Genomic DNA, 26,747 nt, shown 5'->3' with positions numbered 1-26,747 from the left:
CTTCAAATCGGCGTTGCTGCCTTCGCATCATTGCATAGGCCGAAGAAAGTTTGATGCCTAACCGATACCAAAATGGCCCTGCAACAACGGCGCCACCGCGCCCCAGGCATCGGCGATGCTCTTAATAGCACCAGCGCCCTCGCCGATCGCTCCAAGCACCGACTTGATCATACCCGGCTTCCGCTCTTGCGGTTGCGCCGTTGCTTGCGACGACAAGAACGCGAGTTGCTCAAGCAACTCATTTTTTTGTGCTTCCGCGAGTTCATGAGTTTCCAGAATTGCATTGGTCATATTCGCCAATGCGTCTGCTACGCCGATCTCGCCGTGTTGGGTTAGCGCTTGAAGGTTGACCTGAATATCGTTGACGTTTCCGAAGTTGATCGCGCCAACAGTCCCGCCCTGAACGGTCACGTTTTGATTGTTGTAGTGAATGGGCGGCACGGGTGCGTTTGGTATGTCGATTTGCGATGAAAGGTGCGGCATTCCGGTGACCGCGACCATTTGCCTGTCAGCCATGTTATACATTGCAGCGTTCTGCGCGAACACCATCCATCGCGATTGCTGAAATTTATACTCGCAATCAATGCACAATGGTATTTCATCAATCATCATTACGGCAGGCTTGCCGCACTGACCACAAACAGGCCGACCTTGCTTCACTTCTTCAGACATATGAGTAGGCGATCTCCATGTTTGCGCGTGAATTTACCTTTACCTTAGCGAGCCGAAATTGCTCCCTCGATTTCCTTACGGATTGAGGCAACCTGATCCTTGTCAGTGGTGGTCACGGCTGTTGCTTCGCCGCTCGAAGTAACGAGCAAAAGTGCGTAGGTATTGGTGTCTGCCCGCTTTCGATATGAAAGCCAGCCGAGCAAGCCGCAGATGGCAACGAAGGCAAACATGCCGAATACGCCTTCGCCAGAGGCAAATGCGCCCAGCAAGCCAATCGCGAACAAACCTGCGATGATCCAGAAGGCAATATATGCACGCGACCCCTTCTGGGTCGTTGTCCTTACTTCGACCGAATTGATCTTGTTTATTGCGTAAGACTTGTCACCAACACGAACAAAATCCCGGTCTACGGAAAAATCCATTTTCTGCCCCCAAATGATTTCAAGTGTGTTTGCCACTGCGTAATTGGCAAGGCAATGACGTAGACCGTTGGACAATTGTGTAGGGCTGATTGAAGCGGTTGCTTCCAGCGACACAGCGAAGGGGGCACCTATGACAGATCGGGTGGCCAATGGGGGCGTCAAAGGTATGAGCAAAGTCTATATTGCCAATATGGGAGAGGCCAACGCGCTTTGGCCTCGGGCGAAGGCCAACAGCACGATCCTGACATACGACAACGTAGAATTGCACTCGTTCTGGCAAAGCGGCGACCGAGCGGGCTACATCGCCACAGCGCTTGATCGCGCCACAACAGCGCGTGGCGAGAGGCCCACAAAGCAAACGGCGGGTCGCTGGTATAACTTGATCGATGAACTCAGGGATAGCGAGGGGGACATCTGGATTTCCCGGCAAGGACCATCGCTCTGGTGGACGATTTCAAGCCGAGGGGACCTGTCGGAATCGCTAATGGAATCTAGTAATCCAGGTCGGGACGGCCCCGAAATTTGGGTTCTGGAAAAGGCCTGCCAGCCGTGGTCCGACCGTGACGCGGAAGGGCGCCCATTATTGTGGGAAGCACTTCATCCCAAGGCGCGCGACTTTCTTTCGACCGAAGCGACATTCCAGTCGGTCCAGAATGACAGGGGCTATTCCGACTACGCGCGCGCTCTTGTGGCAGGGCAACCGTTGGACCAATGGCACGGTCTCGCATTGTTCAAAGAGAGAGAGGCTTCCTCAAAAAAACGGGTTGGGAAGGTCTTCTCGCCGAAGGAGATCGCCGCCGCACGGATGGCGCGAACTATGCTTGCGACTGTTTCTCAATCAAACGGACAGACAGTCGAGAGCAAGGCCAAGGAGAAGAACACTACGCTTGGCCTCACCGACTGCGAGGCACTGCTGCGCAGGCTAATGGGCGAACAGGAAGATCTCTGCGCACTAACCAGCCTTCCACTGGGCTACGATGCGGAGTGCGACGATCCTGAAATGCTGGCTTCGCTCGACCGTATCGATAGCAACGGTCATTATACGCCTGAAAATGTGCAAATCGTTTGCCGGTTTATGAACCGGTGGAAGAAGGCAGATCCTGACGAATTGGTCCGAAGGCTGCTCAATCGATTGCGTGATCATCACAGGGCTGGGTGACATGGGTTCACCCGTCTCCTTCGAGAAACTCGCCAGCTTGCGGAGCAATCTATTTGAGGCGTCGTATGCGGCAATAGAGGATTGGCAGAGATTCCCTTGGCACCGTGACAAGCGAAACGAGGTCCAGGCGGACAAGCCCAATTCATCACAAGCCCTAGCCATCGATGTTTTTGGGACAGTCCGAGCAATGGCCAATAGTCGGCGCGACGCTGTGCTCGATGCTCTCGCCGCAGAAGCTGGCTTGCCTCTTGGCGGGCCTTGGGCACTTGAATTGGAATGGACAGACCCCGAAAACCTGTTGTGCGAGCCTCGACAGACGCAGGTTGATGCAATTGCCTGCGGGGCGAGCGCGATCATGGTGATTGAGTGCAAGTTTACGGAACCAGGTGGCTCTTGCAGCCAGACACGCAAAATCGCCTCTGGCTTGGGAGCGGGGCAGCGGCAATGCAACGGGGACTATGTTCGGCAGACCAACCCCCGCACCATGGTAGAAGCGAGTTGTGCTCTTTCCGGCAAGGGGATTCGTTACTGGGAGGTGATCTCGTCACTCTTTAGCTTGGATCCGAACGCTGCCTACAGTCCCTGTCCATTCAAGGGAGAGGCATTCCAGTGGATGCGGAATATGGCACTGGCCCACGAACTAGGTCGGCTGCACGGAAAGGCCGCTCGCTGTGTTATCGCCTATGCAGCCGGTGGCGGCTTTCCGACCGAAATTAAAGCCCGCGATCTCGGCTGGCTTCCGTCATTTGCAAGCGAGGCGTTGCCGCCTAGATGCGTTTCGTATCAAGAGATCATAGCACTGGCCGATCAAGTCGATCCATCGCCGATGTGGGGTGATCTAGCGCGCTGGGTTGAATGCAAAATCGCCCAGTCGCAAACGGCGCGCTAGAGGGTCAGCTTAGCCAATCGCTCTAGTCAACGGCGCAAATGCGGCGGCAGTTTAAACCGATCGACGGAACCCATAGCCCCTAATATGCCGCGTGTTGGCGGGGGACCGCCTTCACATGCGATCTCGATACCGCCTGCATCGAAGATCATCCCACCAACATCCGCTGTCGGCGGCTTGATAAGACCCGGACCAATCACCCAAGGCGAATAGCCAGTTTCCAATCTAAGATCCGTTTGGGGGGACCGAATTAGGATGTGATGCGGGGCGTTGGCGAAGAATTTTGACCTGACGGGGGCAGAGCCGGGAAGGGGAATGATTACGGCGGATGTGTGTGGCCCGACGCCTGGCTGCTCATGCTTGCGTATGGTTGCGGTCAGGAACTCCGCAATCTCGTCATGGGTCAACTGCGGCGCCGCATCACACAGGTGGGTTAAGATGCGTTCGCGTTCTTGATCTCCAATTTCAACTCCAATGGAGCTAACGCACCCTGCTCCCGCTCGCCAGTGGCGCGGAGACTGATAGAATTTATCGACTTGGTCCCGCCTCAACGTCAATTCATAAAGCAAGGGTCGAACCATCCCGTGCCTGTTGAATTGGTGGCCGACCACCGAGATATAAATAGTTTGCCCAGCGGCGATGCACGGGGGGAGTTGCTCTCCGATGGCCCTCACAGCCTTGCCAATGTCCCAATTGTTTGCAGTGCGGCCCATGCGCACACCGCCACTATCGTCCGGCCCGCGAACATTTGGTTCGCCCGAAAGGAGTTGAGCGATCCATTCGTCTGTCGGAATTTCCCCGATGAAGGCCTGCCCAGCGTATCCCATAGATACGATGGCGTCCCGCGCACGGTAGATTAGGAGCTTGTTGGCAATTTGGTCGAGCGGGCTGATTGCTCGGCCTCGCTGCTGCGAGACCAATCGATCAGCGACTTGGACGGCGATGCCGTGACAAGCGAATGACAGGACCAGGGTCAATGGTTGAGACGGTGGTTAGTGAACGCGAGCATGGCAGTTGTGACTATAGCGCCAATTCACCGAGCGCTTTTACCGCCGCGTCGCTGGCCAAGTGTCCGTAATGACGTTCAATCATCTCCGCGCTTGTCCCTGAGATTTGGGCAATTGTGAGCAATGGCAGGCCTGCACTTACTAGGTCAGTTATCGTGCTGTGGCGCAATGTGTATGCCGTAGCCGTCCTTGGCAAACCAGCCGCTGCCACTGCGGTGGCTATTGGGGTTTTCCAGCTATTCTTGTCCCAAGGCATACCATTGGCGCGCATGAACAATGGTGCGCTGGGAAGCTTATTCTTGGCTTGGTCGGCAAGCAGTTTTGCGGCTTCTTGAGGTAGCTGGATGCGTCGAGGTTTGCCTGACTTATCCTTTCCGATTGTAAGCTCAGACGTGCGCTTCTCGAAATCTCCGACGGCAAGGCTGGCAAGCGCGCCTGGGCGAAGCGGTAGCAGGCACAGCGCGTGGACGAACGGCGCGGCCTCACCATCGATTCTCTCCAGCAATTTCCTGCGCTGATTGCGATCAAGGTAGAGTGTTCGCCGGCCGTTGGCATTTGGGATGGTTTTCAGCGGCTCTTGCCATGCCGCCTCGGTGTTGGGCATTCCAACGCTGAGCACCTTGGCTAGTGCAGCACGCAACACCACCATATCTCGATTTATGGTTGAAGGTGCTCGCTCGCGATAAATCTTCGGCCCTTGCTTGCGCCGACTTACCAATGCGGGTTTCGCCTCAAGCCGCTGGCGCCATTCCTTGACGTGGCGTCGGCGCAACTTCTCCAACTTCACCTTGGCGATAGCGTCATTGTAGACATAGCGTCGGAAACGGGACTCCGCGTCTGGCCGAGACTTGGCATACTCGCGGCAGGCGTCACCTACAGTTTCGACCTTTGCCCGAAACTCGCCACCAGCTTCAATAAGCTCCGCAAACGCCTCCGCTTCCTTTTTGGCGGCTGTAAACATTTCGTTGCCGGTGAGCGTTCCGAAATCACCGAGGGACTTCACTCGATACTTGCGGTTATCTTCGTCATAGGCGCGAGCGATCCACGTTCCCTTGCTTCCACGCTTTGATTGGCGAAAGCCGAGAAAGCACCCGGCTCTAAGCCTCTGCCAATGCGGCTCCCGCTGCACCTTAAGTTTCCCACGCGCGGTAACTTTGCTGAGGTCCAAGGCCATTTGCTGATCCTTTCCCAGTTTGTATGGAACGAGTATGGAATACAGCATAGGATGAAGCTGGACAATAAGGGACGGATTTCTGCGGTTTTCTTTCCATAAACGTCCAACCATGCTCATTTTCCCTGCCCTCCGAAGGCAGAGGTCACAGGTTCGAATCCTGTCGGGTGCGCCAGCTTTTCCAGATCGCGTGAAACACGGCCGTTGGAGGAGCGTGCAATTTTGCCACAGGCCCCAAAAAGCCTCCGTGCATTCGCATGCACACGCCTTCCGTCTGCTTGACCGAGTGAACGTTATCATTTAGGTGAACGTTCACATTATGGGTTTCATGTACGTTTCGTGCATGGTTTTGGGAGGAGATACTGAGATGAGCCGGAAGGGTACGCCTTCTTACACGAAGTTCATGGCGGGGGCATCTGTCCTGGCGCTCGGCGTGACTAGCCAGACCGCCTTGGCGCAAGACGCCGAAGTGGCCGAGAATGACGAGGCATACGAGAACGTTATCGTCGTCTCGGGCATTCGCGCTTCGCTGCAAGACGCCATGAACATCAAGCGCGAGGCGACCGGTGTCGTCGACGCGATCTCGGCCGAAGATATCGGCAAGTTCCCTGATACGAACCTCGCCGAATCGCTCCAGCGTATCACCGGCGTTTCGATTGATCGCCAGAGCGGCGAAGGCTCGACTGTCACCGTTCGCGGTTTCGGCCCCGATTTCAACCTCGTTATCGTCAACGGTCGCCAGATGCCGACCTCGACGCTTGGCGACGGCTTCTCCGCTCCTTCCTCGCGTAGCTTCGACTTTGCCAACCTCGCCTCCGAAGGCGTGGCTGGCGTCGAGGTCTACAAGTCGGGCCGCGCCTCGCTCCCAACTGGCGGCATCGGTTCGGTCATCAACATCAAAACTCCCAAGCCGCTAGATCGCCCCGGTTTCCAGGGCAGCATCGGCGCCAAGGCGGTCTACGACACCTCGCGTTTTGAAGGCACCGAAATTACACCGGAAATCTCCGGCATCGTCAGCAAGACCTTTGCCGACGACCGCGTGGGCATCCTGCTCGCCGGTTCGTACCAGCAGCGCAAGGCGAGCCAGGCACAATTTGTTACCGGCAACTGGCGTCCGGGCTATACCGGCGCGGAAAACAACTGGGGCACCCTGGCTCAACAGGGCGATCCGCGGTTTGCCAATATCGAGAACCGGCCTGGCCCAACGGACGTCTACCAGGTCCCCCAGAACGTCGCCTACGACTTCTTCAATTTCGAGCGCGAGCGCATCAACGGCCAGGCCGTGCTGCAATTCCAGCCGACCGACTCGCTCGATATGCGGCTCGACTATATGTATTCGCAGAATACCTTCGACAGCCGCCAGGACAGCATCGGCGTTTGGTTCAACCATGGCGACACTTCGAGCGCCTGGACCGACGGCCCAGCTGCGGGCGCACTGTTCTATGCTGAAAACTTCGACCCTGGTGTCGATGGCCTCGACGGCCCGGGCATCGGCAAGGACCTCGCCATCACCGGCGCAGTTGGCGCCAACCGCAGCATCAACCACTCGATTGGCGGCAACGTGGCGTGGGAAGGCCTCGGCGGCCTGCGCCTCGAGCTTGACGCGCACCACTCGACCGCGGAATCGAAGCCGACTTCGCCTTACGGCAGCGGCATCGCGGTGGGCACGGCCATTTTCGCCACCCAGTCGCAGAGCGTCGACTATACCAGCGACATGCCGGTTATCTCGGTCCAGATGTATCCGGGCGGCGAAATCTCCGCCTCGAACATCCGTCCTGCCGGCAACGCTTTCCGCAACGCCTATTTCAAGAACGAGATCAACGAAGTTACCCTCCGCGGTGGCTACGATTTCGACGCCTCGTTCATCGACAGCCTCGATTTCGGCGTCAGCTATATTGAGAACAAGGTTCGTTCGGCGTTCGGCGTGATCCAGAACGACACCTGGGGCGGAACTCTGTCGCGGGCCGAAACCCCCGACGATCTCTTCGTCGAACGCGCGCTCTCGCCCGATCTTGCGGGCATGAGCGGAAGCAACGATCCGTCGATCATTCCGGTCTACTTCCAGATCGATACCGAGAACCTGATCCAGTTGCTCGACGGGCAGCTTGGCATTTGCGGTGCGGCACCAGCCGGGACCTGCCTCGCGCCGTACGGGGACGACCGCCGGATCACGGAAGAAACGATTGCCCCATATGTGCAAACGTTCCACCGCTTCGATCTTGGGGACACCGAAGTCACCATGCGCCTCGGCCTCCGCTACGAAGAGACCGAGATTACCTCGACCGCTCTTTCGCGTATCCCGACAGGCACGGTGTGGGCAGGTGCCAACGAGATCACCCCGATCTTCGCACCGGAATCGGATTTCACCACGCTCGAAGGCAAGTACGACAACTGGCTGCCGGCCGTCGATTTCAGCATCGAACCGGCGCAGGATGTGGTACTGAGGGCTTCGTACAGCCACACCGTGACTCGACCGACCTACAACAACCTACAGGGCGGGATCACCGTAGCCCAGCCGCTGCGCGTGGGTGCAGGCGGTAGCCAGGCAAGCGCCGGTAATCCGGGTCTGTTGCCGTTCAAGTCGAAGAACATCGACCTCTCGGCCGAGTGGTACTACGACGATGCCAGCTATGTCTCGGTAGGCTTCTTCAACAAGAACGTCAGCAACTTCATCGGAAGCGGCACCACGCAAACGCCGTTGTTCAACCTGCCCGATCCGTCGCAAGGCGCGGCTGCGCAGGCGGCACGCGCGGCGTTGGGTGCGAACGCGACCTTCGAGCAGCTGGTCGCGTGGGTAGCAGCCAACCGTCCCGGCGATTTCGATCCTTCGTTCGGCACGGCCGGCGGCATCGTCGGCGCTGCCGGCGACCCGGATGTGATCTTCACGTTCTCCCAGCCGTTTAACAGCGACCAATCCGCACGCCTGTGGGGCTGGGAATTCGCGCTGCAGCACAACTTCTGGGATACCGGCTTCGGTGCGATCCTGAACTACACGATCGTGAAGAGCGACACGTCCTATGACGTGACTCAGCCGTGGACGGTGACGCAGTTCGCCGTGACCGGGGTCAGCGACAGTGCCAACGCCGTCCTGTTCTATGACAAGAACGGCATCCAGGCCCGTGTCGCCTACAACTGGCGCGATAAGTTCCTGGCTGCCTATGACCAGGATCCGTACTTCACCGACTCCTATGGTCAGGTCGATGCGAGCGCGAGCTACGACTTCGACAACGGCCTGACGGTATTCGTGGAAGGGATCAACATCCTGAACGAAGATCGCAGCGGCTTCCGCCGTAACGATCTGGCGAAGCACTTCGCGGCACCGGGTTATGCCCGCTACGCGGCAGGTGTGCGCTTCACCTGGTAAGTCTCGAGGGTTGAACAACCCTCGGTGATGACAGAGAGTCGCACTGCCACGGCAGGGCGACTCTCTTTCGTTGGGCCATGGGAAACTGCGGGCGAGACTATGCAGGGTGAAATCGAAAAGATCGTAATCCTAGGCGGCGGGACAGCCGGCTGGCTGTCGGCGTGCGTCCTGGCCGCGCGGCATCCACGGCTTGCGATCACGCTGGTCGAATCGCCAGACATCCCGACCATCGGCGTGGGCGAGGGGACCTGGCCGACCATGCGCGGCACGCTCGCCATGATCGGGATTTCCGAAAGCGAGTTCATCATCGAGTGCGAGGCTAGCTTCAAGCAGGGTTCGCGCTTCGATGGCTGGGTGAGCGGCGAGCCGGGCGATAGCTACTACCATCCCTTCAGTCCGCCGCCGCAGGGCAAGATGGAAGAGCTGCTGGCGGCGTGGAAGGCCTCGGCGCCGGAACTGTCCTTTGCCGCTGCGATGACCCCGCAGGCGCAGATCTGCGCGCGCAACCTGGCGCCGCGCCAACGCCAGATGCCGGACTTCGCCGCGGCTGCGAATTACGCCTATCACCTCGATGCGGGCAAGTTCGCCAGGCTCCTGACCCGGCATGCGACTACGCGGCTCGGGGTCACGCGCGTCGCGGCCCATGTGACCGGAGTGGAGCGGAAAGAGACGGGCGATCTCGCGGCGCTGCTGACCCGCGAGGGTGAACGTTTCGAGGGCGATCTGTTCATCGATTGCAGCGGGCAGGCAGGACTGCTGATCGGCGCTGAACTGGGCGTCGACTGGATCGACCGCTCCGACGTCTCGTTCAACGACTGCGCCCTGGTCGTGCAGGTGCCGGTCGAGCCGAACAGCGCGATCTCCTCGCAGACGGTCGGTACCGCGCATGAGGCCGGCTGGCTGTGGGATATCGCCCTGCCAACTCGGCGCGGGATCGGCTGCGTCTACAGCTCAGCGCACATGGACAATGCGCGGGCGCAGGAGGTGCTACGCGACTACATCGCGGCGCAGATGCCGGCGGTGGATATCGACATGCTGTCGCCGCGGCGGATCGAATTTGCGACCGGCCATCGTACCGAGTTCTGGCATCGCAACTGCCTCGCGGTCGGTTTGTCCGCTGGCTTCATCGAGCCGCTGGAAGCATCGGCGATCGTGCTGATCGAACTCTCGTTGCGCGCCCTGGCGGACAATTTCCCGGCTTCCCGCGCCGCGATGGATATTCACGCCAGGCGTTTCAACGCGCTGTTCCGCTATCGCTGGGAGCGGATCGTCGACTTCCTCAAGCTTCACTATGTGCTGAGCCGCAGGGAAGAACCCTATTGGGTCGCTCAGCGCGATCCGGACACGATTTCACCGCAACTGGCCGAACAGCTTAAGCTGTGGCGCGACCAGCCCCCATCGGCGTGGGATCTACCGCAGGTCGATGAGATCTTCTCTGCGGCCAGCCAGCAGTACGTCTATTACGGCATGGGTCAGCCCATTCCGAACGGTGCGGGGACCGAGCCCTCGGCCGCGGCACTTGCGCGTTTGCAGGAAGTGCGCGACCAGACCCGGGCTCTGTGCGCCGCGCTCCCCAAGGGTCGCGCCTATATCGACAATCTGACCGCAGCGAATTCCGAAGCGGCAGCGAAGGAAAAGACCGCCTGAAATGACCGACCATCGCATCCTCAATAGCGAAGAGCACCGCGAACTTCGGGTCCTGACCGATAGCTCGGCCGAATTGGGCGATGCCGTGATGGGCTGCCTCACCGTGCCGCTTGAATTCCGGCGGGTACAATCCTGTTTTCCCATCGTGTTCCGCCGTGATCCGGAAACCGATGCGTTCTCGGCGATGGCACTGTTCGGCTTCACCAATGGCGAGAACCTGTTCCTGGTCGATGGCAAGTGGGACGCTCGCTACAAGCCGCTTGCCCAGTCGATCCAGCCGTTTCTGGTCGGCCGCTCGCGCGACGATGATGCGGCGGGACAGGTCCATGTCGATATGGAGCATCCGCGCATCTCCCAAAGCGGCGAGGGCATGCGGGTGTTCGACGAGGACGGGCAGGCGACGCCTTACCTGGAGGAGATCGCCGCCCAGCTCGGCATGCTGCACGAGGGGTATCAAAGCAGCGCCGGCTTCTTCGAGGCCATGAAGCGCTACGATCTGCTCGAACCCTTCTCGGTCGAGGTTCCGCTGGCCGACGGTTCGAAGCACTCGCTGGTCGGGTTCCACACGATTCACGAGGAGCGGCTAGCAGCCCTGAGCGGCGACGAACTGGCCGTCCTGCAGCAGGGCGGTCACCTGCTGCCGATCTACATGGCGCTGGCGTCGATCGACAATTTCGCCGAGCTGGTCGCGCGCAAGAACAGGCAGGTCATGAGTGGCTGAGGCCGACCCATCGATATTTTCCTCCATGCGCCGGGTGGAGGAGCGGCAGGTTGCCGATTCCGCCGCGCTCGACGCCATGCTCAAGGGCGCGCGCGAGCCCTTCCTGATCCGCAGCCTGGTGGCCGAGTGGCCGCTCGTCAAGGCCGGGCAGCTATCGCCGCAGGCAGCGCGTGATTACCTGCTGCAGCATGCGCGCAAGCGCCCCTTCACCGTCTCGATCGGCCCACCCGGGCACGATGGCAGGCTTTTCTACAACCACGAGATGGAGATGAATTTCCAGACCGCGCGGGGCGAGCTGGCCGATATCTTCAAGGGAATTGCGGATAACGAGGGCCGCGAGCATCCGCCGACGATCTACCTCACCTCGATCGACGTGCATGACTTCTTCGACGGTCTGCACGAGGCGAACCATGTCGAACTCGGCCATCGCCAGCCGATCGAGAGCATCTGGATCGGGACACGCACGCGCGTCGCGGCGCATAATGATTTTCCCGACAATCTCGCCTGCTGCGCGGTCGGGCGTCGCCGCTTCACCATTTTCCCGCCCGAGCAGTTTCGCAATCTCTACCTCGGCCCGATCGACAACACGCCGGCTGGCCGCGCGGTCAGCATGGTCGATTTCCACGATCCCGACCTTGCCGCGCATCCGCGTTTCGCAGAAGCGATGGAGCACGGGCTCGTTGCCGATCTCGAGCCCGGCGATGCCGTGTTCGTCCCGAGCATGTGGTGGCACCATGTCGAGGGACTCGACGGGTTCAACGCCATGATCAATTACTGGTGGCGCGAGACGCCGCGCTGGCTGGGGCAACCCCAGAACGCGCTTAACCACGCCATCCTGGCGATCCGCGATCTCCCGGCCGAAGACAAGGCGATCTGGCGCGAGCTGTTCGAATATTATGTCTTCGACGACGGCGAGCAGGCCCGGGCGCATCTTCCCGAAGGCAAGCGCGGCATTCTCGACCCGCTCGACGCCGAAGGGGCCAGCCGCCTCCGCGCCTTTCTCCTAAGGGCTCTCAACCGATGAACAGCAACAAACCCCTGAAACGCGTCGTGATCGCGGGTGGCGGCACTGCCGGCTGGATGGCCGCGGCCGCATTGGCACGCACATTCGGCGATGTGATCGACCTCACCTTGGTCGAATCCGAGATGATCGGTACGGTCGGCGTGGGGGAGGCGACCATCCCTCCGCTGATCGTCTACAATCGGCTGCTCGGCATCAACGAGGCCGATTTCATGCGGTCGACCCAGGCTACCTTCAAGCTCGGGATCGAGTTCGAGAACTGGAAGGTCGACGGGGAGAAATACTTTCACTCTTTCGGCCAGACCGGCCGGGATCACTGGTCGGCTGGGTTCCAGCATTTCTGGCTGCACGGCCTGACCAAGGGACACACGGCGAGCTACGACGACTACTGCCTCGAACTGCAGGCGGCCTATGCAGAGAAGTTCGCCCACCTTCCCGATGACCGGCTCAATTACGCATACCACCTCGATTCCTCGCTCTACGCCGCCTTCCTGCGCAAGATGGCCGAGGACAACGGCGCTCGCCGGGTCGAAGGCAAGATCGCCGAAGTTGAGCTCGACGGCGAGCGCGGCGACATCGCCGCACTGAAGCTCGAATCCGGCGAGCGGCTCGAAGGCGATTTCTTTGTCGACTGCACCGGCTTTCGGGCACTGCTGATCGAAGGCGCGCTGCATGTCGGCTTCGACGACTGGACCCATTGGCTGCCTTGCGACCGGGCGATTGCAGTCCAGACCGCGAGCGTCCGACCGCCACTGCCCTATACGCGCGCAATCGCGCACGATGCGGGCTGGCAATGGCGCATCCCGCTCCAGCATCGCCAGGGCAACGGCATCGTCTACTGCAGCCGCTATCTCTCCGAAGACGAGGCGGCCGAGCGCTTGCTCTCGTCGGTCGAAGGCGAGCAGCTGACCAAGCCCAACTTCCTGCGCTTCACCACCGGCGCGCGGCGCAAGCAATGGCACCGCAATTGCGTGGCGGTGGGACTTTCGAGCGGGTTCATGGAGCCTCTCGAATCGACCAGCATCCATCTCATCCAGCGTGCGGTCCTGCGATTGATCCGCATGCTTCCGGGCGGCGCAGTGAGCCAGCGCGACATCGACGAGTTCAACGACCAGCAACTGACCGACATGGTGCAGATCCGCGACTTTCTCGTGCTGCATTACAAGGCGACCGAGCGGGGCGATTCGCCGTTTTGGCGGCAATGCCGCGACATGGAAATTCCCGACACCCTGCGCCACAAGATCGAGTTGTTCCGAGAAACCGGCCGGGTGTTCCGCAAGAATGAGGAGCTGTTCGTGGAGAACAGCTGGATCCAGGTCATGCTGGGCCAGGGCATCATGCCCGAAGCCTATCATCCCATCGCGGCCAAACTTACCGACCAGGAGCTGGCCGGCATGCTCGACGGGATTCGCCAATCGGTAACAAAGACAGTCGAGAGTCTCCCTTCGCATGAAGCCTATGTGGCCCGGTTCTGCGGGGCCAAACAGTCGGAGTCTGCATGACGGCAGGGATGGATTGCCCCAATGATGGTGGGGCGAGGCTTCAGGGTTTTCGGACGACGGGTGGAAATTCCCAGCGGTATTCGCTAGCGCCACCTGCTCGAACGATTGGGGGTAATGGGTAATGGCTAGGCGTCGCCAGGCCGTCACGATCAAGCATGTCGCTGCCGATGCTGGCGTCTCGCTGCAAACGGTGAGCCGCGTCATCAACAACGAACCCAATGTGCGGCCGGAGATGAAGGAGCGGGTCCAGGCCTCGATCGACCGGCTTGGCTATGTTCCTTCGATCGCGGCGCAGCGGATGAGCGGCTCGCGCTCCTACCTGATCCTGGCACTCAACGATCGCGAAAAGACGGTCGCAGAATGGCGTTCGCGTAGCGGGACGGACTGGGTCGACCAGATGCTGCTCGGCGGCATGCTGACCTGTGCCGAACATGGCTACCGGATGATGGTCGAGCTGGTCGACACGCATAACGATCATGTCGAGCGCGAGCTGTCGGCCACGATCGCGGCGCTCCAGCCCGACGGAGTGATCTTGACCCCGCCGCACTCGGAAAACCGGCTGATTACCGACCTTCTGGCAAGCAAGAATATCCCCTTCGCGCGGATCGGATCGCTCGAGCCCGGGCCGGGCATTCGCCTGACGATGGACGACGATCACTCGGCCGTAATGGCGACCGAGCGGCTGATCGAGCTCGGCCACAAGCGTATCGGCCTGATCGCCGGCCCCAAGGACTACAGCCTCAGCGGGTGGCGCATCGATGGCTGGATGCGCGCGATGCAGGCCGCCGGATTCAATACCGACGGGTTGTGCGCTCGCGGCGATTTCGGATTCGATTCGGGGATCGCGGCGGCGCGCACCTTGCTTTCGCAAAAGGATCGCCCGACGGCGATCATTGCTTCGAACGACCAGATGGCACTGGCTACGCTCGATGTTGCGCGAGAACTCGATCTTGCCGTGCCGGACAAACTTTCGTTGATCAGCTTCGACAACACGCCAATCGTGCGCTTCACCAACCCTCCGCTGACAGCGGTGGACCAGCCTATCGCGGCCACCATCTCGCATGCGGTCGAGCTGTTGATCAACAAGTCGCGCAAGGCGATCCCCGCTGATCCGATCAATATTCAGGGCGTCCTGGTGGAACGCGCATCGACCGCTCCGGCGCCCAAGGCCAATGGCGGCTGAGACCGCTCCGGGGCCGCGGCAGCCGCTGTGGTTCCTTTCGCTGCTTGCGCTCGCCGCCGCGGGCGGTGCGGTCGCCTACGTCCCCTTCCTCACCGTGCTGCTCCCGCTGCGGGTGGTTTCGCTCACCGGTAGCGAAGATGTCGTGGCGCTGTCCTTTGCCACCTTCCTCGGGGCGGTGGTGGCGAGCCTGGCGAATATCGGCTTCGGCTGGCTCAGCGATCGCACCGGAAGCAGGCGCGGCTGGATACTTGCCGGCCTGGTTTCCTCGAGCTTGCTATTGCTGCTGTTCGGCCAGGTCGAAACGGTGCGTCAGCTGGTGGTCCTCATCATGGCCTGGCAATTGGGGTTGAACATGATGCTCGGCCCGCTCGCAGCATGGGCCGGCGATTGCGTTCCCGACGAACAGAAGGGCCTTCTGGGCGGCCTGTTCGCCTTTGCGCCTGCTCTGGGCGCTCTCTCCGGAGCATTCGTGACCATTCCCGGATTGGCCGATGGGCAGGAGCGCTTGGCGCTCGTGGCGCTGTTGGTTGCCGCCATGGTCCTGCCTGCCCTGGTTGTCGGCAAGGGGCGGAGCCTGCCGCATCTCACTATGCCGACCGACAGCGCGGCTGGGTCACCGGCCGATCCTTTCAAGCAGCGCCGGATTATCGGCAACATGTGGTTTGCCCGGTTGCTCGTGCAGGTCTCGGAGGCGGCGCTCTTTGCCTTTCTGCTGTTCTGGCTACGCTCGATCACCCCAGGGTTCGGAGAGGACCGAGCGGCGCGGATATTCAGCCTCGTCTTGATCATCGCCGTGCCGATCGCGCTGGTTGCGGGGCGCTGGTCGGACAAGGCTCGTCGCCCCATGCTGCCCCTGGCAATCTGCGCCGGACTATCCTCTCTCGGACTGTTGGCGATGGCACTGTCATCGAGCCTGAATGGCGCGCTCGGCGGCTACTTCCTGTTCGGCGTGTCGTCGATGACCTTCCTAGCATTGCACTCAGGCCAGACCCTGCGCGTCCTTCCCCGCCCGCAGCACCGAGGACGCGACCTTGGCTTCTTCAACCTGACCAATACGGTCCCGTCGCTGATCATTCCGGGGCTGACACTCACGCTCGTGCCGGTCTTCGGTTTCAGCGCGCTGTTCCTGCTGCTGGCCGCCCTAGCTGCGCTGGCTTGCGTTCTCATCGCCATTATCTCGCGCCCGATTTAGCTGCTTGATTTTTGTCAGTGAGCATGCCATTCCCTCGCTGTTGAGAACGTTCACAGAAATTTCGGGCGGCTCGGCTTCTGGGAGGGAAAATTGAAGTTTCGGTCTCGTTCAATCTGTTTTTCTGCGGCGATCGCCCTGGCAACTTCCTTGGGCGCCTGCGCCACCGTTCCGAATGCGGCGTCGACCGTTTCTACACCGGCGGCGGCAAACGAAGCCGATGTGGTCGCCGACCTGCTTTCGCGCATGAGCGTCGAGCGCAAGGTCGCCCAGCTTATTCAGCCGCAGATCAATTCATTCACCGCCGCAGACATGGAGCGATATCGTTTCGGCAGTTATCTCAACGGCGGGAACGGCGGCCCCTATGGCGATGAATTCGCTCCTGCTTCCGAATGGCTACGACTGGCCGACGAGATGTACGACGCCTCGGTCAAGCCATTGCCGAACGGCGAGCCTGCCATTGCGACCATGTGGGGCACTGACGCGGTTCACGGCCACAGCAACGTCGTCGGTGCGACGATCTTCCCGCACAATATCGCACTGGGCGCGACCGGCGATGCCGATCTCGTGCGGCGCATCGGCCACGCGACCGCGATCGAGATCGAGGTGACCGGCATTGACTGGAACTTCTCTCCTACCGTGGCGGTGGCCCAGGACGATCGTTGGGGCCGCACCTACGAAAGTTATTCCGAGAATCCTGACCTTGTCGCCAAGCTCGGCGCTGCGCTGGTCGAAGGACTGCAGGGCAGCAAGGGTGCCGGCGATTTCCTTGGTGACGGTCGGGTCATTGCCACGGCCAAGCATTTCTTTGGCGACGGCGGGACCGACCAAGGGGTCGACCAGGGCGACGTCAACGGCGACATCGAAGCGCTGATAGACCTGCACGGCCGTCCCTATCCAGCGACCATCGCAGCCGGGGTCGAAGCCGTCATGGCGAGCTTCAATTCCATCAATGGCACCAAGATGCACGGCAACCAGCCGTTGTTGACAGATGTGCTGCGCGGCCGGATGGGATTTGACGGATTGGTGGTCGGCGACTGGAACGGTCACGGACAGATCAAGGGCTGCACCGTCACCGATTGCCCGCAATCGCTGATGGCGGGGCTCGATATCTACATGGTGCCCGATGATTGGAAGCCGCTGATGGATTCGCTCGTCGCGCAGGTCAGGGACGGCACCATCCCGATGGCGCGGCTCGACGAAGCGGTTGCGCGGATACTGCGCGTCAAGCAGCGCGCGGGCCTGATCGGGGCAGATGCCAAGCGCCCGTCGGAGCGGGGCGTCGCAGGGCGTTTCGACCTGCTCGCGTCTCCTGAGCATCGTGCCCTGGCGCGCGAGGCGGTCGCCAAGTCGCAGGTGATCCTCAAGAACAACGGCGTGTTGCCGCTCAAGGCGGGTGCCAATGTCCTGGTCGCAGGCAGTGCCTCGGACGATATCGGCCGGGCATCGGGTGGCTGGACCCTGGAATGGCAGGGCGGCAGCAAGGACCAATTGCCGCGCGAACGTTTCCCCAATGCCAGCTCGATCTGGGATGGCATTCGGGAGAATGTCGCGGCAAGTGGCGGCACGGCAACCCTGTCCGAAGACGGTTCGTTCACGAGCCGCCCCGATGTTGCCGTGGTCGTGTTCGGCGAGCGCCCCTATGCGGAATTCGCCGGCGACCAGCGCGATCTCGTCTTCCGCGACGAGGAAGGCCTGAAACTCCTCCGGCAGTACAGCGAAGCGGGCATTCCCGCCGTCGCCGTGTTCCTCTCAGGTCGTCCGCTATGGATGAACCGCGAGCTCAACGTAGCCGATGCCTTCGTGGCTTCGTGGCTGCCGGGCAGCGAGGGCGCCGGCGTTGCCGACGTGCTGACCGGCAAGCGCGAAGCAACCGGTCGGCTGTCCTTCTCCTGGCCAGAATCCTGCATGGGGCAACCGGTCAATGGGCCCGACGGTGCGCTGTTTGCATTCGGCTATGGCCGCATGCTGGGGGACACCTCGCCGCTCGCCGGTTTGAGCGAAGATTGCCCCGCGCTCGCCGCCAATGACAGCGCGGACATGTTCGGCTCAGGGCGTCTCGGTTCGGGTGTGAGCGCCTTTGTCGGCCGTCTCGACGGTGCCGGGTTCGAGGAATTGATGCCGCAGATGCGCGGCGACATGAATGGCTCGGGCGTTGTCGCACGCGGCTACGATCGCGACGCGCAGGAAGACTCGCGCGAAATCGCGCTGCAGGCTGGCTCCTACTTCGGGCTGCAACAGGCCGACGACACGGGCGGGGCATATCGCATCGCCTATGAGGTCGTAACGCGCCCGACGGCGCCTATCGTCCTGCGCGCCAGCACCACGGACGGCGGCGAGAAGGTGCTCGACCTGACCGAACAGTTCGCGCTCGCCTATTCCAAGGGCTGGCGGGAAATGGTCATCAGCGAGGCCTGTGTCGCCAATCTCGGGTCGCGCATCGCGTTTGAAGCGGAAGGCGCAATCACCTTCCGCATCTCGAGCGTGAAGCGCGAGACAACGGATGCCGAACTGGAATGCTCGTTCTGACGGAATGCATTCGAATACAAATGGACCGCGCGGTTGGGCGCGCTAGTCCTTCAAGTTGGGATTGAGGCGCGACCGAAAAGAGCGCGCCCTTGGGAGGATTATCAATGACGCTCGAAACGATCGATATCGTCATCATCATCGGTTACGCGTTCGCGCTGCTGGGGATCGCGCTCTATGTCAGCCGCGAGCCCGAGGGCCACGACAAGAATACCGAGGATTATTTCCTCGCCGGGCGCGCGCTGCCGTGGTGGGCGATCGGCGCCTCGCTGATCGCGTCGAACATCTCCGCCGAGCAGATCATCGGTCAGTCTGGCCAGGGCTTTGCCGTCGGCATCGCCATTGCCGCCTATGAGTGGCAGGCCGCGATCGTCCTGATCATCGTCGCCAAGTATTTCCTGCCGATTTTCCTCAAGCGCAAGATCTACACCATGCCGCAGTTCCTGCAGCAGCGGTATGGCGAGGGCGTCAAGAACCTGATGAGCGTCTTCTGGGTCGCGCTCTACACCGCCGTCAACCTCACCACTGTGCTGTGGCTCGGCGGACTGGCGATTACCTCGCTCACCGGCTGGAGCGTGATGACAGCAATGGCGGCGCTGGCGGGCTTTGCCGCGCTCTATTCGCTCTATGGCGGCCTCAAGGCGGTCGCGCTGACCGACATCATCCAGGTTGTCATCCTGATCATCGGCGGCATCGCGATCACCTGGATCGCGCTCGACGCGCTTCCGGCTGACGGGCCGCTCGGCGGGCTCGGACTGCTGATGCGGGAGATGCCGGGGCACTTCGAGATGATTCTCGACGAAAGCAATCCGGCCTATTCGGATCTCCCGGGCATCTGGACGCTGCTCGGCGGCCTGTGGGTGCTGCACTTCAGCTACTGGGGCTTCAACCAGTACATCATCCAGCGCGCACTGGGCGCGGAGAACCTGGGCGAAGCGCAGAAGGGCCTCGCCTTCGCTGCCTTCCTCAAGATCCTGGTGCCGTTCATCGTGGTCATCCCCGGCATCGCCGCGGTGATCCTCGCTCAGCAGGGCGTGCTCGACGGCGCGGCGCTGGCCGAGAAGTCGGACCGTACCTATGGCGAGCTGATGGCCTTTGCCCCGGCGGGCCTGCGCGGCCTCGTCTTCGCGGCGCTGATCGCGGCGGTCGTGAGTTCGCTTGCGTCGATGATGAATTCGATCTCGACCATCTTCACGATGGACCTCTATCGCAACTGGAAGCCTGACATGGGCGAGCATCACTACGTGACGGTGGGGCGGATCTCCGCATTCACTGCGATGGTGCTCGCGCTGTTCCTCGCGCGCCCCTTCATCGGCGGCTTCGAAAGCGGCTTCCAGACGGTGCAGGAATACACCGGCTTTATCGCGCCGGGCATCGTGGTCGTCTTCCTGCTCGGGTTCTTCGACAAGAAGGCCAATGCGGTGGGCGCCTTCACCGCGCTGCTCGGATCGCTGGCGGTCAACGTGCTGCTGAAATTCGGCATGCCGGACGTGCCGTTCATCATCCGCATCTGGGGCGTGTTCATGCTGTCGCTCGTGGCCGCGATCGTGGTTTCGCGGATGACGGCCGCGCCGGAGGAGGAACGCACAGTCAAGCTGGGCGATATCGGTTTCGCCACTAACACGCTGTTCAACACCCTGGCGATGCTGACCGTCGCCACCCTGGTCGGGCTTTACGTCTGGCTGTGGTGATCGAATAAGCGGCGCGGCTTGGGGGAGCTTGCGCCGCGGATTTGGCCGGGGCCGTCCGCGCGGCGGCCCCGGTTTTTATTGCCAGCCTTCCTCGAGGAATTTGAGCGCACAGCCCGCCAGCATCGCCGTGCCCTTGGGCAAGGCATTCTCATCGACATGCATGCGCGGTGAGTGGATCGCGCAGCACGATCGCCAGTCATCGCCCTCTTTGGCGACGCCCAGGAAGAACATCGCGCCGGGCACCTGCTCGAGCACGTAGGAGAAATCCTCCGCGCCCATGATCGGGTCAGCCATGTCTCGCCACCCGCGCTCACCGCCTAGTTCCTGCGCGACCTTGCGACCGAGATCGACCGCGCGCTCATCGCAGATCGTGACCGGGAAACCGGCGCGAATGTCGCACTGGATTTCGAGTCCATATGCGCTCGCGGTGTTCCTGGCGGTCTCGACGATCAGCTCCTGAACCTTGGCCCTGTGCTCGGGCGAAAGTGTGCGCATGGTGCCGCCGAGCACGACCTCGTCGGCGATCACATTATGCGCAGTGCCGGCGTGAATCTGCGTGACCGTGACGATCACGGGACTGGCGGCGTTGAAACGCCGGGTGACCATCGCCTGGATCGCGCCAACGATCGCAGCGGCACCCGGAACCGGATCGTTGCAGTCATGCGGCATCGAGGCATGACCGCCTTGGCCCTTAACCTTGAAAGTGAACTCGTCGGCGGCCGCGAGCAGCGGGCCGGCCCTCCCGGCCAGCACCCCGAAAGGCGCATTGGGCATGATGTGCAGCGCGAAGGCGGCATCGGGCAGCGGGTCGAGCAACCCGTCGTCGATCATGTAGCGCGCGCCGTGATAACCTTCCTCGCCCGGCTGGAACATGAAATCGACGGTTCCCGCGAACTCGTCACGCTTCGCCGATAGCAGTCGCGCGGCGCCCGCCAGCATGGCCGTGTGGGTGTCGTGCCCGCAGGCATGCATCCGCCCGGGGATGGTCGAGGCGAATTCGAGGTTGGTCTTCTCGTCCATCGGCAGCGCATCCATGTCACCACGCAGCAGGACGCGGCGGCCAGCTCTGCCACCCTCGAGCGTCGCAATCGCGCCGGTACAACTGGTCCCTTCCCGCCAGGTGAGCGGCAGATCGGCCAGCGCTTCGCGCACCTTGGCGAGCGTCTTGGGTGTTTCGAGCCCCAGTTCGGGTTCGCGATGGATCGCGCGGCGCAGGGCGACGATCCCGTCGGAAAGAGAGGTCGCGGATTCGAGCAGGTCGGGATTGAGCATGTCGCCACCATTAAATCAGATTTTGCGCCAGCGCGAGCGGTGGATAAAGATCTAGTGAAGTTTGGTATTTTGCGGCTATGGCCCTTGCATGTCCGCCGCCCTTCCGAACGATGTTGCTGCAGTGCATGCAATGCCACGGAGCGATGCCCCGCGCGTTGGAGTGATCGCCAATCCGCGCAGTCATCGCAACAAGGGCAAGGAGCAATTGCGCGAACGCGGCGAGAATGTACGCGTGGCGATCCCCCGGGACCACGACGCGCTGGTCGAGGAACTGGACCGGTTCAAGCGCGACGGCATCGAGTTGCTCGTGATCAGCGGTGGCGACGGAACCGTGCGCGACGTGCTGACTGCCGGGCTGCGGGTATTCGCCGCGGATTGGCCAGTGGTGGCGGTTCTCCCCAAGGGCAAGACCAACGCCCTGACGGTCGATCTCGATGCGCCGACACCATGGACGCTCGACGAGGCGATTGCCGCCTATCGCAAGGGGCGCCGGATCAAGCGCCATCCCCTGTCGATTGCTCCTGCCGGCAAGCCCGATCAGGCGATGCTGGGCTTCATCCTCGGCGCAGGTGCCTTCACGCTCGGCATCGACAAGGGTCAGGATGCGCATCGCTGGGGTGCCTTTGACAGCCTGGCCGTCGCAGTGACGATCGTCTGGGGAATTGCTGGGACACTTGCGGGAAGCCGCCGCAATGCCTGGCGACAGGGGGCGGAGATGGAAATCCTGCTCGGGCCGGATCGCACACCGCTCCCGCATAGCGGCGAAGGCGATCCGAAGCGAAGACAGGTCCTGCTTGCTTCGACGCTCGAACGCTTCCCGGTCGGCATCAAGCCATTCGGCAATCACACGAGAGGGCTCAAGCTCGGCGTTCTGGACCAGGTCAAGCGGCGAACCACATTGCGCCTGCCTTTCATCCTGATGGGCACCAAGTTCGACGCCATGGAGCGTAAGGGGTTTTTCCAGTGCGCCGTCGAAAGCTTCCAGCTGACGCTTGCCGACGCTTTTATTCTCGATGGCGAGGCCTATCCCGGCGGGACCTTCGACGTGACCCAGGGCCCCGAGATCACCTTCGTCACCCCGTGATGGCGACGCTCGCAGACAGGATTGCCGAAACCACCGCTGCACCGGTCGATCCGGCGGTGAGTGAGTTTGCTGAGCGACTGGCGGAAGAGAGCGGCGCGCTGGCGGTGCTGTTCTACGGCTCGAACCTCAGGACCGGCTCGCTCGAAGGGGTGCTCGACTACTACGTCCTCTTGCCGGGCAAACAACGCGAGAAGATCTGGCCGCGGGTCAGCTATCGCGAGTGGGACCACGGTGGCGAGACGCTGCGCGCCAAGATCGCGACCATGTCGCTTCAAACCTTCGCGGAAGCCGCGCGCGGCGAATTGCTCGACACCACGATTTGGGCGCGTTTTGTCCAGCCCAGCGCGCTGGTATGGCAACGTGATGGAGCGGCCGGGGATGCCGTGCGGGAAGCGATCGGCGAGGCCGCCAAGACTGCGGCACGGCTTTCGATCGCCCTCGGGCCGGCAAGCGGGGCGGCGGAGGACTACTGGCGCGCCTTGTTCCGGGCGACCTACAAGGCGGAATTCAGGGTCGAGAAGCCGGGGCGCGAGGATTCGATCCTGTCCGTCAATGCCGACCATTTCGACGGATTGCTGCCATTGGCGCTCAACGCGCAGGGCATCCCTTATGAACGTGACGGCAATCGCCTTACGCCGCATCTGAGTGAAAGCGAGCGGTCGAAGGTCCAGGGCTGGTGGGGGAAACGCCAGCGGCTCGGCAAGCTCCTCAACGTAACCCGCCTGCTAAAGGCAAGTACCACTTTCGACGGCGCGGCGCGCTACGCCGCCTGGAAGGTCGAGCGCCACACCGGAGTTCCGGTCGAGCTCACTCCTTGGCGCGAAAAACACCCGGTGCTGGCCGCACCAGGCGTATTGTTTCGGGTCTGGAAAGAACGTGGGCGGCGCGGCGGATAGCCGCCCCGGCGATCACATGTATTTCATCGTGATGGCGATCGACTTGACGCCATCGCCCACGCTGAAAGCGGTTTTCTTGTAGTTCGGCTTGCCGAGGTTGAGGATGTTGATCGAGGGGTTGTTCGACATGCCTCCACCGTCTCTCGACAGGTCGGTCTTGCCATTGGCGTTGGTGTCGTGCCGCACCGCGATGCCATAGGTTCCAGCTGAGGGAACCGGCACGCAGACCGTCATCGTACCGGCGCGTGCCGGCAGTTCGATCCGGTTGATCCACTTGCCCTTTTCGAGCCAGTCGGACGAAGTGCCGCGATAGCTCTGGACTCGCAGCTTGCCATCGGAGCTCTTTACCCCATTGACGGTCACGCGCACGGCCGGGCCGCCGCCAGGAGCGCACTTGCTCATGTCGTGGCTGATTTTCTGGCGATACACGACCTGTGCGGCGGTGGGCACGGCAAGCGCCATCACGCCCGCCCCCAGCGCAGCCAAAGTCCATGCGATTGTCGTCACTTGCTTCATAGGTTCTGGGAGATCCTCTTGGCACAGTTCGCTCGGAAGCGCGCGCGGAGTTACACGCAAGCCCCCTGAATTCGCCACCCTTTTGTCAGGGCGAGGCTGAATTGCGGCTGAATTCGGCAAACTGCCACGGTTAAGCGTCACGTAACGCGCGCATCTGTGGATAGTCCGGCGAACGGCCGGGTCCTCTGGGGAAAAGGCCTGCTTGCGGGATTGTGGGTACGGGGCGCGAATCCTAGGTGCAAGATAGAGCGCGCTCCTTTCTGGACAGTGACTGGTGGACCTCGCATGGCGACCCCGCTGATATCTCCTTCAATCCTTTCGGCCGATTTTGCGCGGCTGGGCGAGGAAGTGCGCGCAATCGACGCGGCTGGAGCCGACTGGATTCATGTCGATGTGATGGACGGGCACTATGTCCCCAATATCACCATCGGTCCGGCGGTGGTGAAGGCGCTTCGCCCCCATACGAGCAAGCCTTTCGACGTCCATCTGATGATCTCTCCGGTCGACGCCTATCTGGAAGAATTCGCCGAGGCGGGCGCGGATATCATCACCATCCATCCCGAGGCGGGGCCGCACGCGCACCGCACGCTGCAGGCGATCCGGGCGCTCGGCAAGAAGGCTGGCGTAGTCCTCAATCCAGGCACTCCGGTCGAGGCGCTGGAATATCTGATCGACCTGGCCGACCTCGTATTGATCATGAGCGTCAATCCCGGCTTTGGCGGGCAGAGCTTCATCCATTCGCAGCTCGACAAGATCCGCAAGGTGCGCGCCATGATCGATGCGACCGGGCGCGAAATTCACCTTGAGGTCGATGGCGGGGTCAATGCGGACACCGCCAGGCTCTGCGTGGATGCGGGAGCTGATGTGCTCGTTGCCGGATCTGCCACCTTCAAGGGCGGCTCCGGCCAGTATGCAGCCAATATCGCCGCCTTGAGAGGAGGCGATTGATGGACACGCTCTTTGCCGACGCGGAAGGTGAACTCGATACGATCGACAATGATGGCGGCGCGGACGAGGTAAAGAGCGCGATCCCGCTGGCCAGAGAGGACCGGCAGCCGATCCTGAACGATCCAGTGCTTGTCCTGCCGGTGGATTCCACTCGAGCGTTGGCGCTTACGGATATCGTCGCGCCAGCCGCAGGTCCGGGAGAGCGCCTCATCCGCCTCGCCTATCGGCTTGGGGTGCCGGGATCGACGCTGGTTTCGCCCTTTCGCAAGCCCACCCGCTCGCGGCTATTGGCAACGGTCGAAAGCCCGCTGCTGGGCGACCGAGCGGCAGGGGTCGCCCTGCGCGCCGGGCATTTCCTGGTTCACGGGGTCAAGACCCCGATCGGGCAGATGGACTTCGAAAGTTCATCGCGCCTGTCGCCACCGTTCGAGCGGGTCATTCACGGCTTCAGCTGGCTCCGCGACCTAGGTTCGAGCGCGCCGCGCGAGCAGTGCATTGCGACTGCCGAGCGGATTTGCTCGGCCTGGCTGGCTGAGAACTCCAAGCCGGGGAAAGGTGCAGCCTGGACCGCCGAGTACGCGGGTCAGCGCTTGCTCGCCTGGCTGGTTAACGGGCCGCTTGTCCTCTCGGGCCAGGATGCCAAGCTCAAGCCGCGCCTGCTCGACGCGATCGATGCGACGGCACGCTGGCTCGATCGGAATGTTGCGAAGTCTTCCGACCAGTTGGGGCAGGTCGCTGGCTGGTGTGCGATCGCGGCAGCGGGGCTGTTGCTGCCCGATGGCAAGCCGCGCCGGCTTTATGGTGAGGCCGGGCTGATCCGTTCCTTGGGCGAGCTCGTCGCCGAGGACGGCGGCGTGCTGTCGCGCAGCCCGCTGGCTCAGATGGATGCGATCGCCCTGCTGGTCGACCTGCGCGCCTGCTACCAGGCCGTTGACCGCCAGATGCCGTCGGCCCTCGGTGTCATGCTCGAATTGCTCGTGCCGCCCCTGCTCACGATCCGCCATGGCGACGGCGGCCTCGGTAGCTGGCAAGGTTCGAGCGCGACCAGCGCAGATCGGCTGTCGGCCCTGATCGAGGCAAGCGGCGTCCGCACCCGCCCGCTTAAGGATGTGCGCGAATGGGGCTTCCAGCGCCTCGGTGGCGGGCAGACCACGGTGCTGATGGACGCTGCGCCCCCACCCAAGCCGCGCCATGCGCGCTGGGGCTGCGCCTCGACACTGGCATTCGAAATGTCCGAGGGCGCGCATCGCCTGATCGTCAACTGTGGCGGCTCGGCGCTCGCGGGTGGACAGGTTCCGGCGCGAATCGAGCAGGGGCTGCGTGCGACTGCGGCGCATTCGACGCTGGTACTCGACAATGTGAATTCGACCGCCGTGCTGCTCCATGGGCAGCTCGGCAAGGGGGTTGAGCAGGTCGAGGTCGAGCGCCGGGTGATGAAGCAGCAGGGCGGCGAGGCGACGCGGGTCGAAGCGAGCCACGATGGCTATGCGGCGCGCTTTGGCCTCACCCATAACCGCATTCTGATGCTGCGCGCCGATGGCGAGGAGCTTCGCGGCGAGGACCTGCTGGTGCCGAAGAACCAGAAGGGTAAGCGCGGCAAGATCGACTTCGCGATCCGTTTCCATCTCGGCCCGCGCGTCGAGGCGCGGTTGGCGGAAGATCGCCGGGGCGCGAGCCTGTTGCTACCCAATGGCAGCCTGTGGCAGTTCCGCATGGGCGGCGATGACGGCACGGCGCGCGTCGCACTAGAAGAAAGCCTGTGGGTCGATGGTGAAGGGAGGCCGCACCCCATCCAGCAGGTGGTAATCCAGGGCATGGCGCAACGCAGCGGGGGGCAATTCTCCTGGCTGCTCAAGAAAATGGGATAGTT

General features: G+C 62.0%; 21 protein-coding genes and 1 tRNA gene. 16 read left to right on the top strand and 6 right to left on the bottom strand.

Features of this window, described 5'->3' with window-relative positions; translation table 11 throughout:
- Positions 1 to 57 precede the first annotated feature (57 nt).
- Together P7228_RS05740 and P7228_RS05735 are read right to left on the bottom strand one after the other, a co-directional pair.
- Positions 58 to 672, bottom strand: a complete 615-nt coding sequence (locus P7228_RS05740; RefSeq protein WP_278017256.1) for a hypothetical protein — start codon at positions 670 to 672, stop codon at positions 58 to 60.
- Positions 673 to 716: 44 nt separating this feature from the next.
- Positions 717 to 1,208 (bottom strand): DUF6232 family protein, encoded by a 492-nt coding sequence (locus tag P7228_RS05735; protein WP_278017255.1) that lies wholly within the window; start codon positions 1,206 to 1,208, stop codon positions 717 to 719.
- 16 nt (positions 1,209 to 1,224) lie between these two features.
- On the opposite strand from P7228_RS05735, the gene P7228_RS05730 reads away from it, so the two are divergent.
- The gene (locus P7228_RS05730; protein WP_278017254.1) at positions 1,225 to 2,253 is read left to right on the top strand and encodes a hypothetical protein; all 1,029 of its coding nucleotides are present in this window, start codon (positions 1,225 to 1,227) and stop codon (positions 2,251 to 2,253) included.
- Between the two features lies 1 nt (position 2,254).
- Positions 2,255 to 3,142 carry a PGN_0703 family putative restriction endonuclease gene (locus tag P7228_RS05725; RefSeq protein WP_278017253.1) on the top strand — a complete coding sequence of 296 codons (888 nt, stop codon included), beginning with the start codon at positions 2,255 to 2,257 and terminating at the stop codon, positions 3,140 to 3,142.
- Between the two features lie 26 nt (positions 3,143 to 3,168).
- Here P7228_RS05725 and P7228_RS05720 read toward each other — a convergent pair whose 3' ends face one another.
- Both P7228_RS05720 and P7228_RS05715 read right to left on the bottom strand, forming a co-directional pair.
- The gene (locus tag P7228_RS05720; RefSeq protein WP_278017252.1) at positions 3,169 to 4,116 is read right to left on the bottom strand and encodes a hypothetical protein; all 948 of its coding nucleotides are present in this window, start codon (positions 4,114 to 4,116) and stop codon (positions 3,169 to 3,171) included.
- 43 nt (positions 4,117 to 4,159) lie between these two features.
- Positions 4,160 to 5,320 carry a tyrosine-type recombinase/integrase gene (locus P7228_RS05715; RefSeq protein ID WP_278017251.1) on the bottom strand — a complete coding sequence of 387 codons (1,161 nt, stop codon included), beginning with the start codon at positions 5,318 to 5,320 and terminating at the stop codon, positions 4,160 to 4,162.
- Positions 5,321 to 5,364: 44 nt separating this feature from the next.
- Between P7228_RS05715 and P7228_RS05710 the strand changes: the two genes are divergently transcribed.
- From P7228_RS05710 to P7228_RS05665, 10 genes are all read left to right on the top strand, one after another.
- Positions 5,365 to 5,492 (top strand) — tRNA-Arg (locus P7228_RS05710).
- 192 nt (positions 5,493 to 5,684) lie between these two features.
- Complete coding sequence (locus tag P7228_RS05705; RefSeq protein ID WP_278017250.1) at positions 5,685 to 8,681, top strand: TonB-dependent receptor; 2,997 nt, start codon at positions 5,685 to 5,687, stop codon at positions 8,679 to 8,681.
- A gap of 99 nt (positions 8,682 to 8,780) precedes the next feature.
- Positions 8,781 to 10,328 (top strand): tryptophan halogenase family protein, encoded by a 1,548-nt coding sequence (locus P7228_RS05700; RefSeq protein ID WP_278017249.1) that lies wholly within the window; start codon positions 8,781 to 8,783, stop codon positions 10,326 to 10,328.
- 1 nt (position 10,329) lies between these two features.
- Positions 10,330 to 11,049: a SapC family protein gene (locus P7228_RS05695; RefSeq protein ID WP_278017248.1), complete on the top strand. Its 720-nt coding sequence runs from the start codon at positions 10,330 to 10,332 to the stop codon at positions 11,047 to 11,049.
- The gene (locus P7228_RS05690) at positions 11,042 to 12,073 is read left to right on the top strand and encodes a cupin-like domain-containing protein (RefSeq protein WP_278017247.1); all 1,032 of its coding nucleotides are present in this window, start codon (positions 11,042 to 11,044) and stop codon (positions 12,071 to 12,073) included. The genes P7228_RS05695 and P7228_RS05690 overlap by 8 nt, the downstream gene beginning before the upstream one ends.
- Positions 12,070 to 13,572: a tryptophan halogenase family protein gene (locus P7228_RS05685; RefSeq protein ID WP_278017246.1), complete on the top strand. Its 1,503-nt coding sequence runs from the start codon at positions 12,070 to 12,072 to the stop codon at positions 13,570 to 13,572. Before P7228_RS05690 ends, P7228_RS05685 begins: the two co-directional genes overlap by 4 nt.
- Before the next feature lie 121 nt (positions 13,573 to 13,693).
- The gene (locus P7228_RS05680) at positions 13,694 to 14,755 is read left to right on the top strand and encodes a LacI family DNA-binding transcriptional regulator (protein ID WP_278017245.1); all 1,062 of its coding nucleotides are present in this window, start codon (positions 13,694 to 13,696) and stop codon (positions 14,753 to 14,755) included.
- Complete coding sequence (locus P7228_RS05675) at positions 14,745 to 15,947, top strand: MFS transporter (protein ID WP_278017244.1); 1,203 nt, start codon at positions 14,745 to 14,747, stop codon at positions 15,945 to 15,947. The genes P7228_RS05680 and P7228_RS05675 overlap by 11 nt, the downstream gene beginning before the upstream one ends.
- A 147-nt stretch (positions 15,948 to 16,094) precedes the next feature.
- Positions 16,095 to 18,473, top strand: a complete 2,379-nt coding sequence (locus P7228_RS05670) for a glycoside hydrolase family 3 protein (RefSeq protein ID WP_278017243.1) — start codon at positions 16,095 to 16,097, stop codon at positions 18,471 to 18,473.
- A 104-nt stretch (positions 18,474 to 18,577) separates the two neighbouring features.
- Entirely contained in the window at positions 18,578 to 20,161 is a 1,584-nt protein-coding gene (locus P7228_RS05665) for a sodium:solute symporter family transporter (RefSeq protein WP_278017242.1), read from the top strand.
- A 75-nt stretch (positions 20,162 to 20,236) separates the two neighbouring features.
- Here P7228_RS05665 and P7228_RS05660 read toward each other — a convergent pair whose 3' ends face one another.
- Entirely contained in the window at positions 20,237 to 21,433 is a 1,197-nt protein-coding gene (locus P7228_RS05660; protein ID WP_278017241.1) for a M20 metallopeptidase family protein, read from the bottom strand.
- A gap of 88 nt (positions 21,434 to 21,521) precedes the next feature.
- Between P7228_RS05660 and P7228_RS05655 the strand changes: the two genes are divergently transcribed.
- Positions 21,522 to 22,517: a diacylglycerol/lipid kinase family protein gene (locus tag P7228_RS05655; protein WP_278017240.1), complete on the top strand. Its 996-nt coding sequence runs from the start codon at positions 21,522 to 21,524 to the stop codon at positions 22,515 to 22,517.
- A complete protein-coding gene (locus P7228_RS05650; protein ID WP_278017239.1) occupies positions 22,517 to 23,413 on the top strand; it encodes a hypothetical protein in 897 nt (298 codons plus the stop codon). Before P7228_RS05655 ends, P7228_RS05650 begins: the two co-directional genes overlap by 1 nt.
- Positions 23,414 to 23,425: 12 nt before the next feature.
- On the opposite strand, the gene P7228_RS05645 is transcribed toward P7228_RS05650, so the two are convergent.
- Positions 23,426 to 23,929: a DUF2141 domain-containing protein gene (locus P7228_RS05645; RefSeq protein ID WP_278017238.1), complete on the bottom strand. Its 504-nt coding sequence runs from the start codon at positions 23,927 to 23,929 to the stop codon at positions 23,426 to 23,428.
- A gap of 285 nt (positions 23,930 to 24,214) precedes the next feature.
- Between P7228_RS05645 and rpe the strand changes: the two genes are divergently transcribed.
- Complete coding sequence (gene rpe, locus P7228_RS05640; RefSeq protein ID WP_278017237.1) at positions 24,215 to 24,877, top strand: ribulose-phosphate 3-epimerase; 663 nt, start codon at positions 24,215 to 24,217, stop codon at positions 24,875 to 24,877.
- Positions 24,877 to 26,745 carry a heparinase II/III family protein gene (locus P7228_RS05635; protein ID WP_278017236.1) on the top strand — a complete coding sequence of 623 codons (1,869 nt, stop codon included), beginning with the start codon at positions 24,877 to 24,879 and terminating at the stop codon, positions 26,743 to 26,745. Before rpe ends, P7228_RS05635 begins: the two co-directional genes overlap by 1 nt.
- Positions 26,746 to 26,747 lie beyond the last annotated feature (2 nt).

This window comes from Altererythrobacter sp. CAU 1644, assembly GCF_029623755.1.
GTDB lineage: Bacteria > Pseudomonadota > Alphaproteobacteria > Sphingomonadales > Sphingomonadaceae > Erythrobacter > Erythrobacter arenosus.
This window is presented reverse-complemented; position numbering and strand designations above follow the sequence as displayed.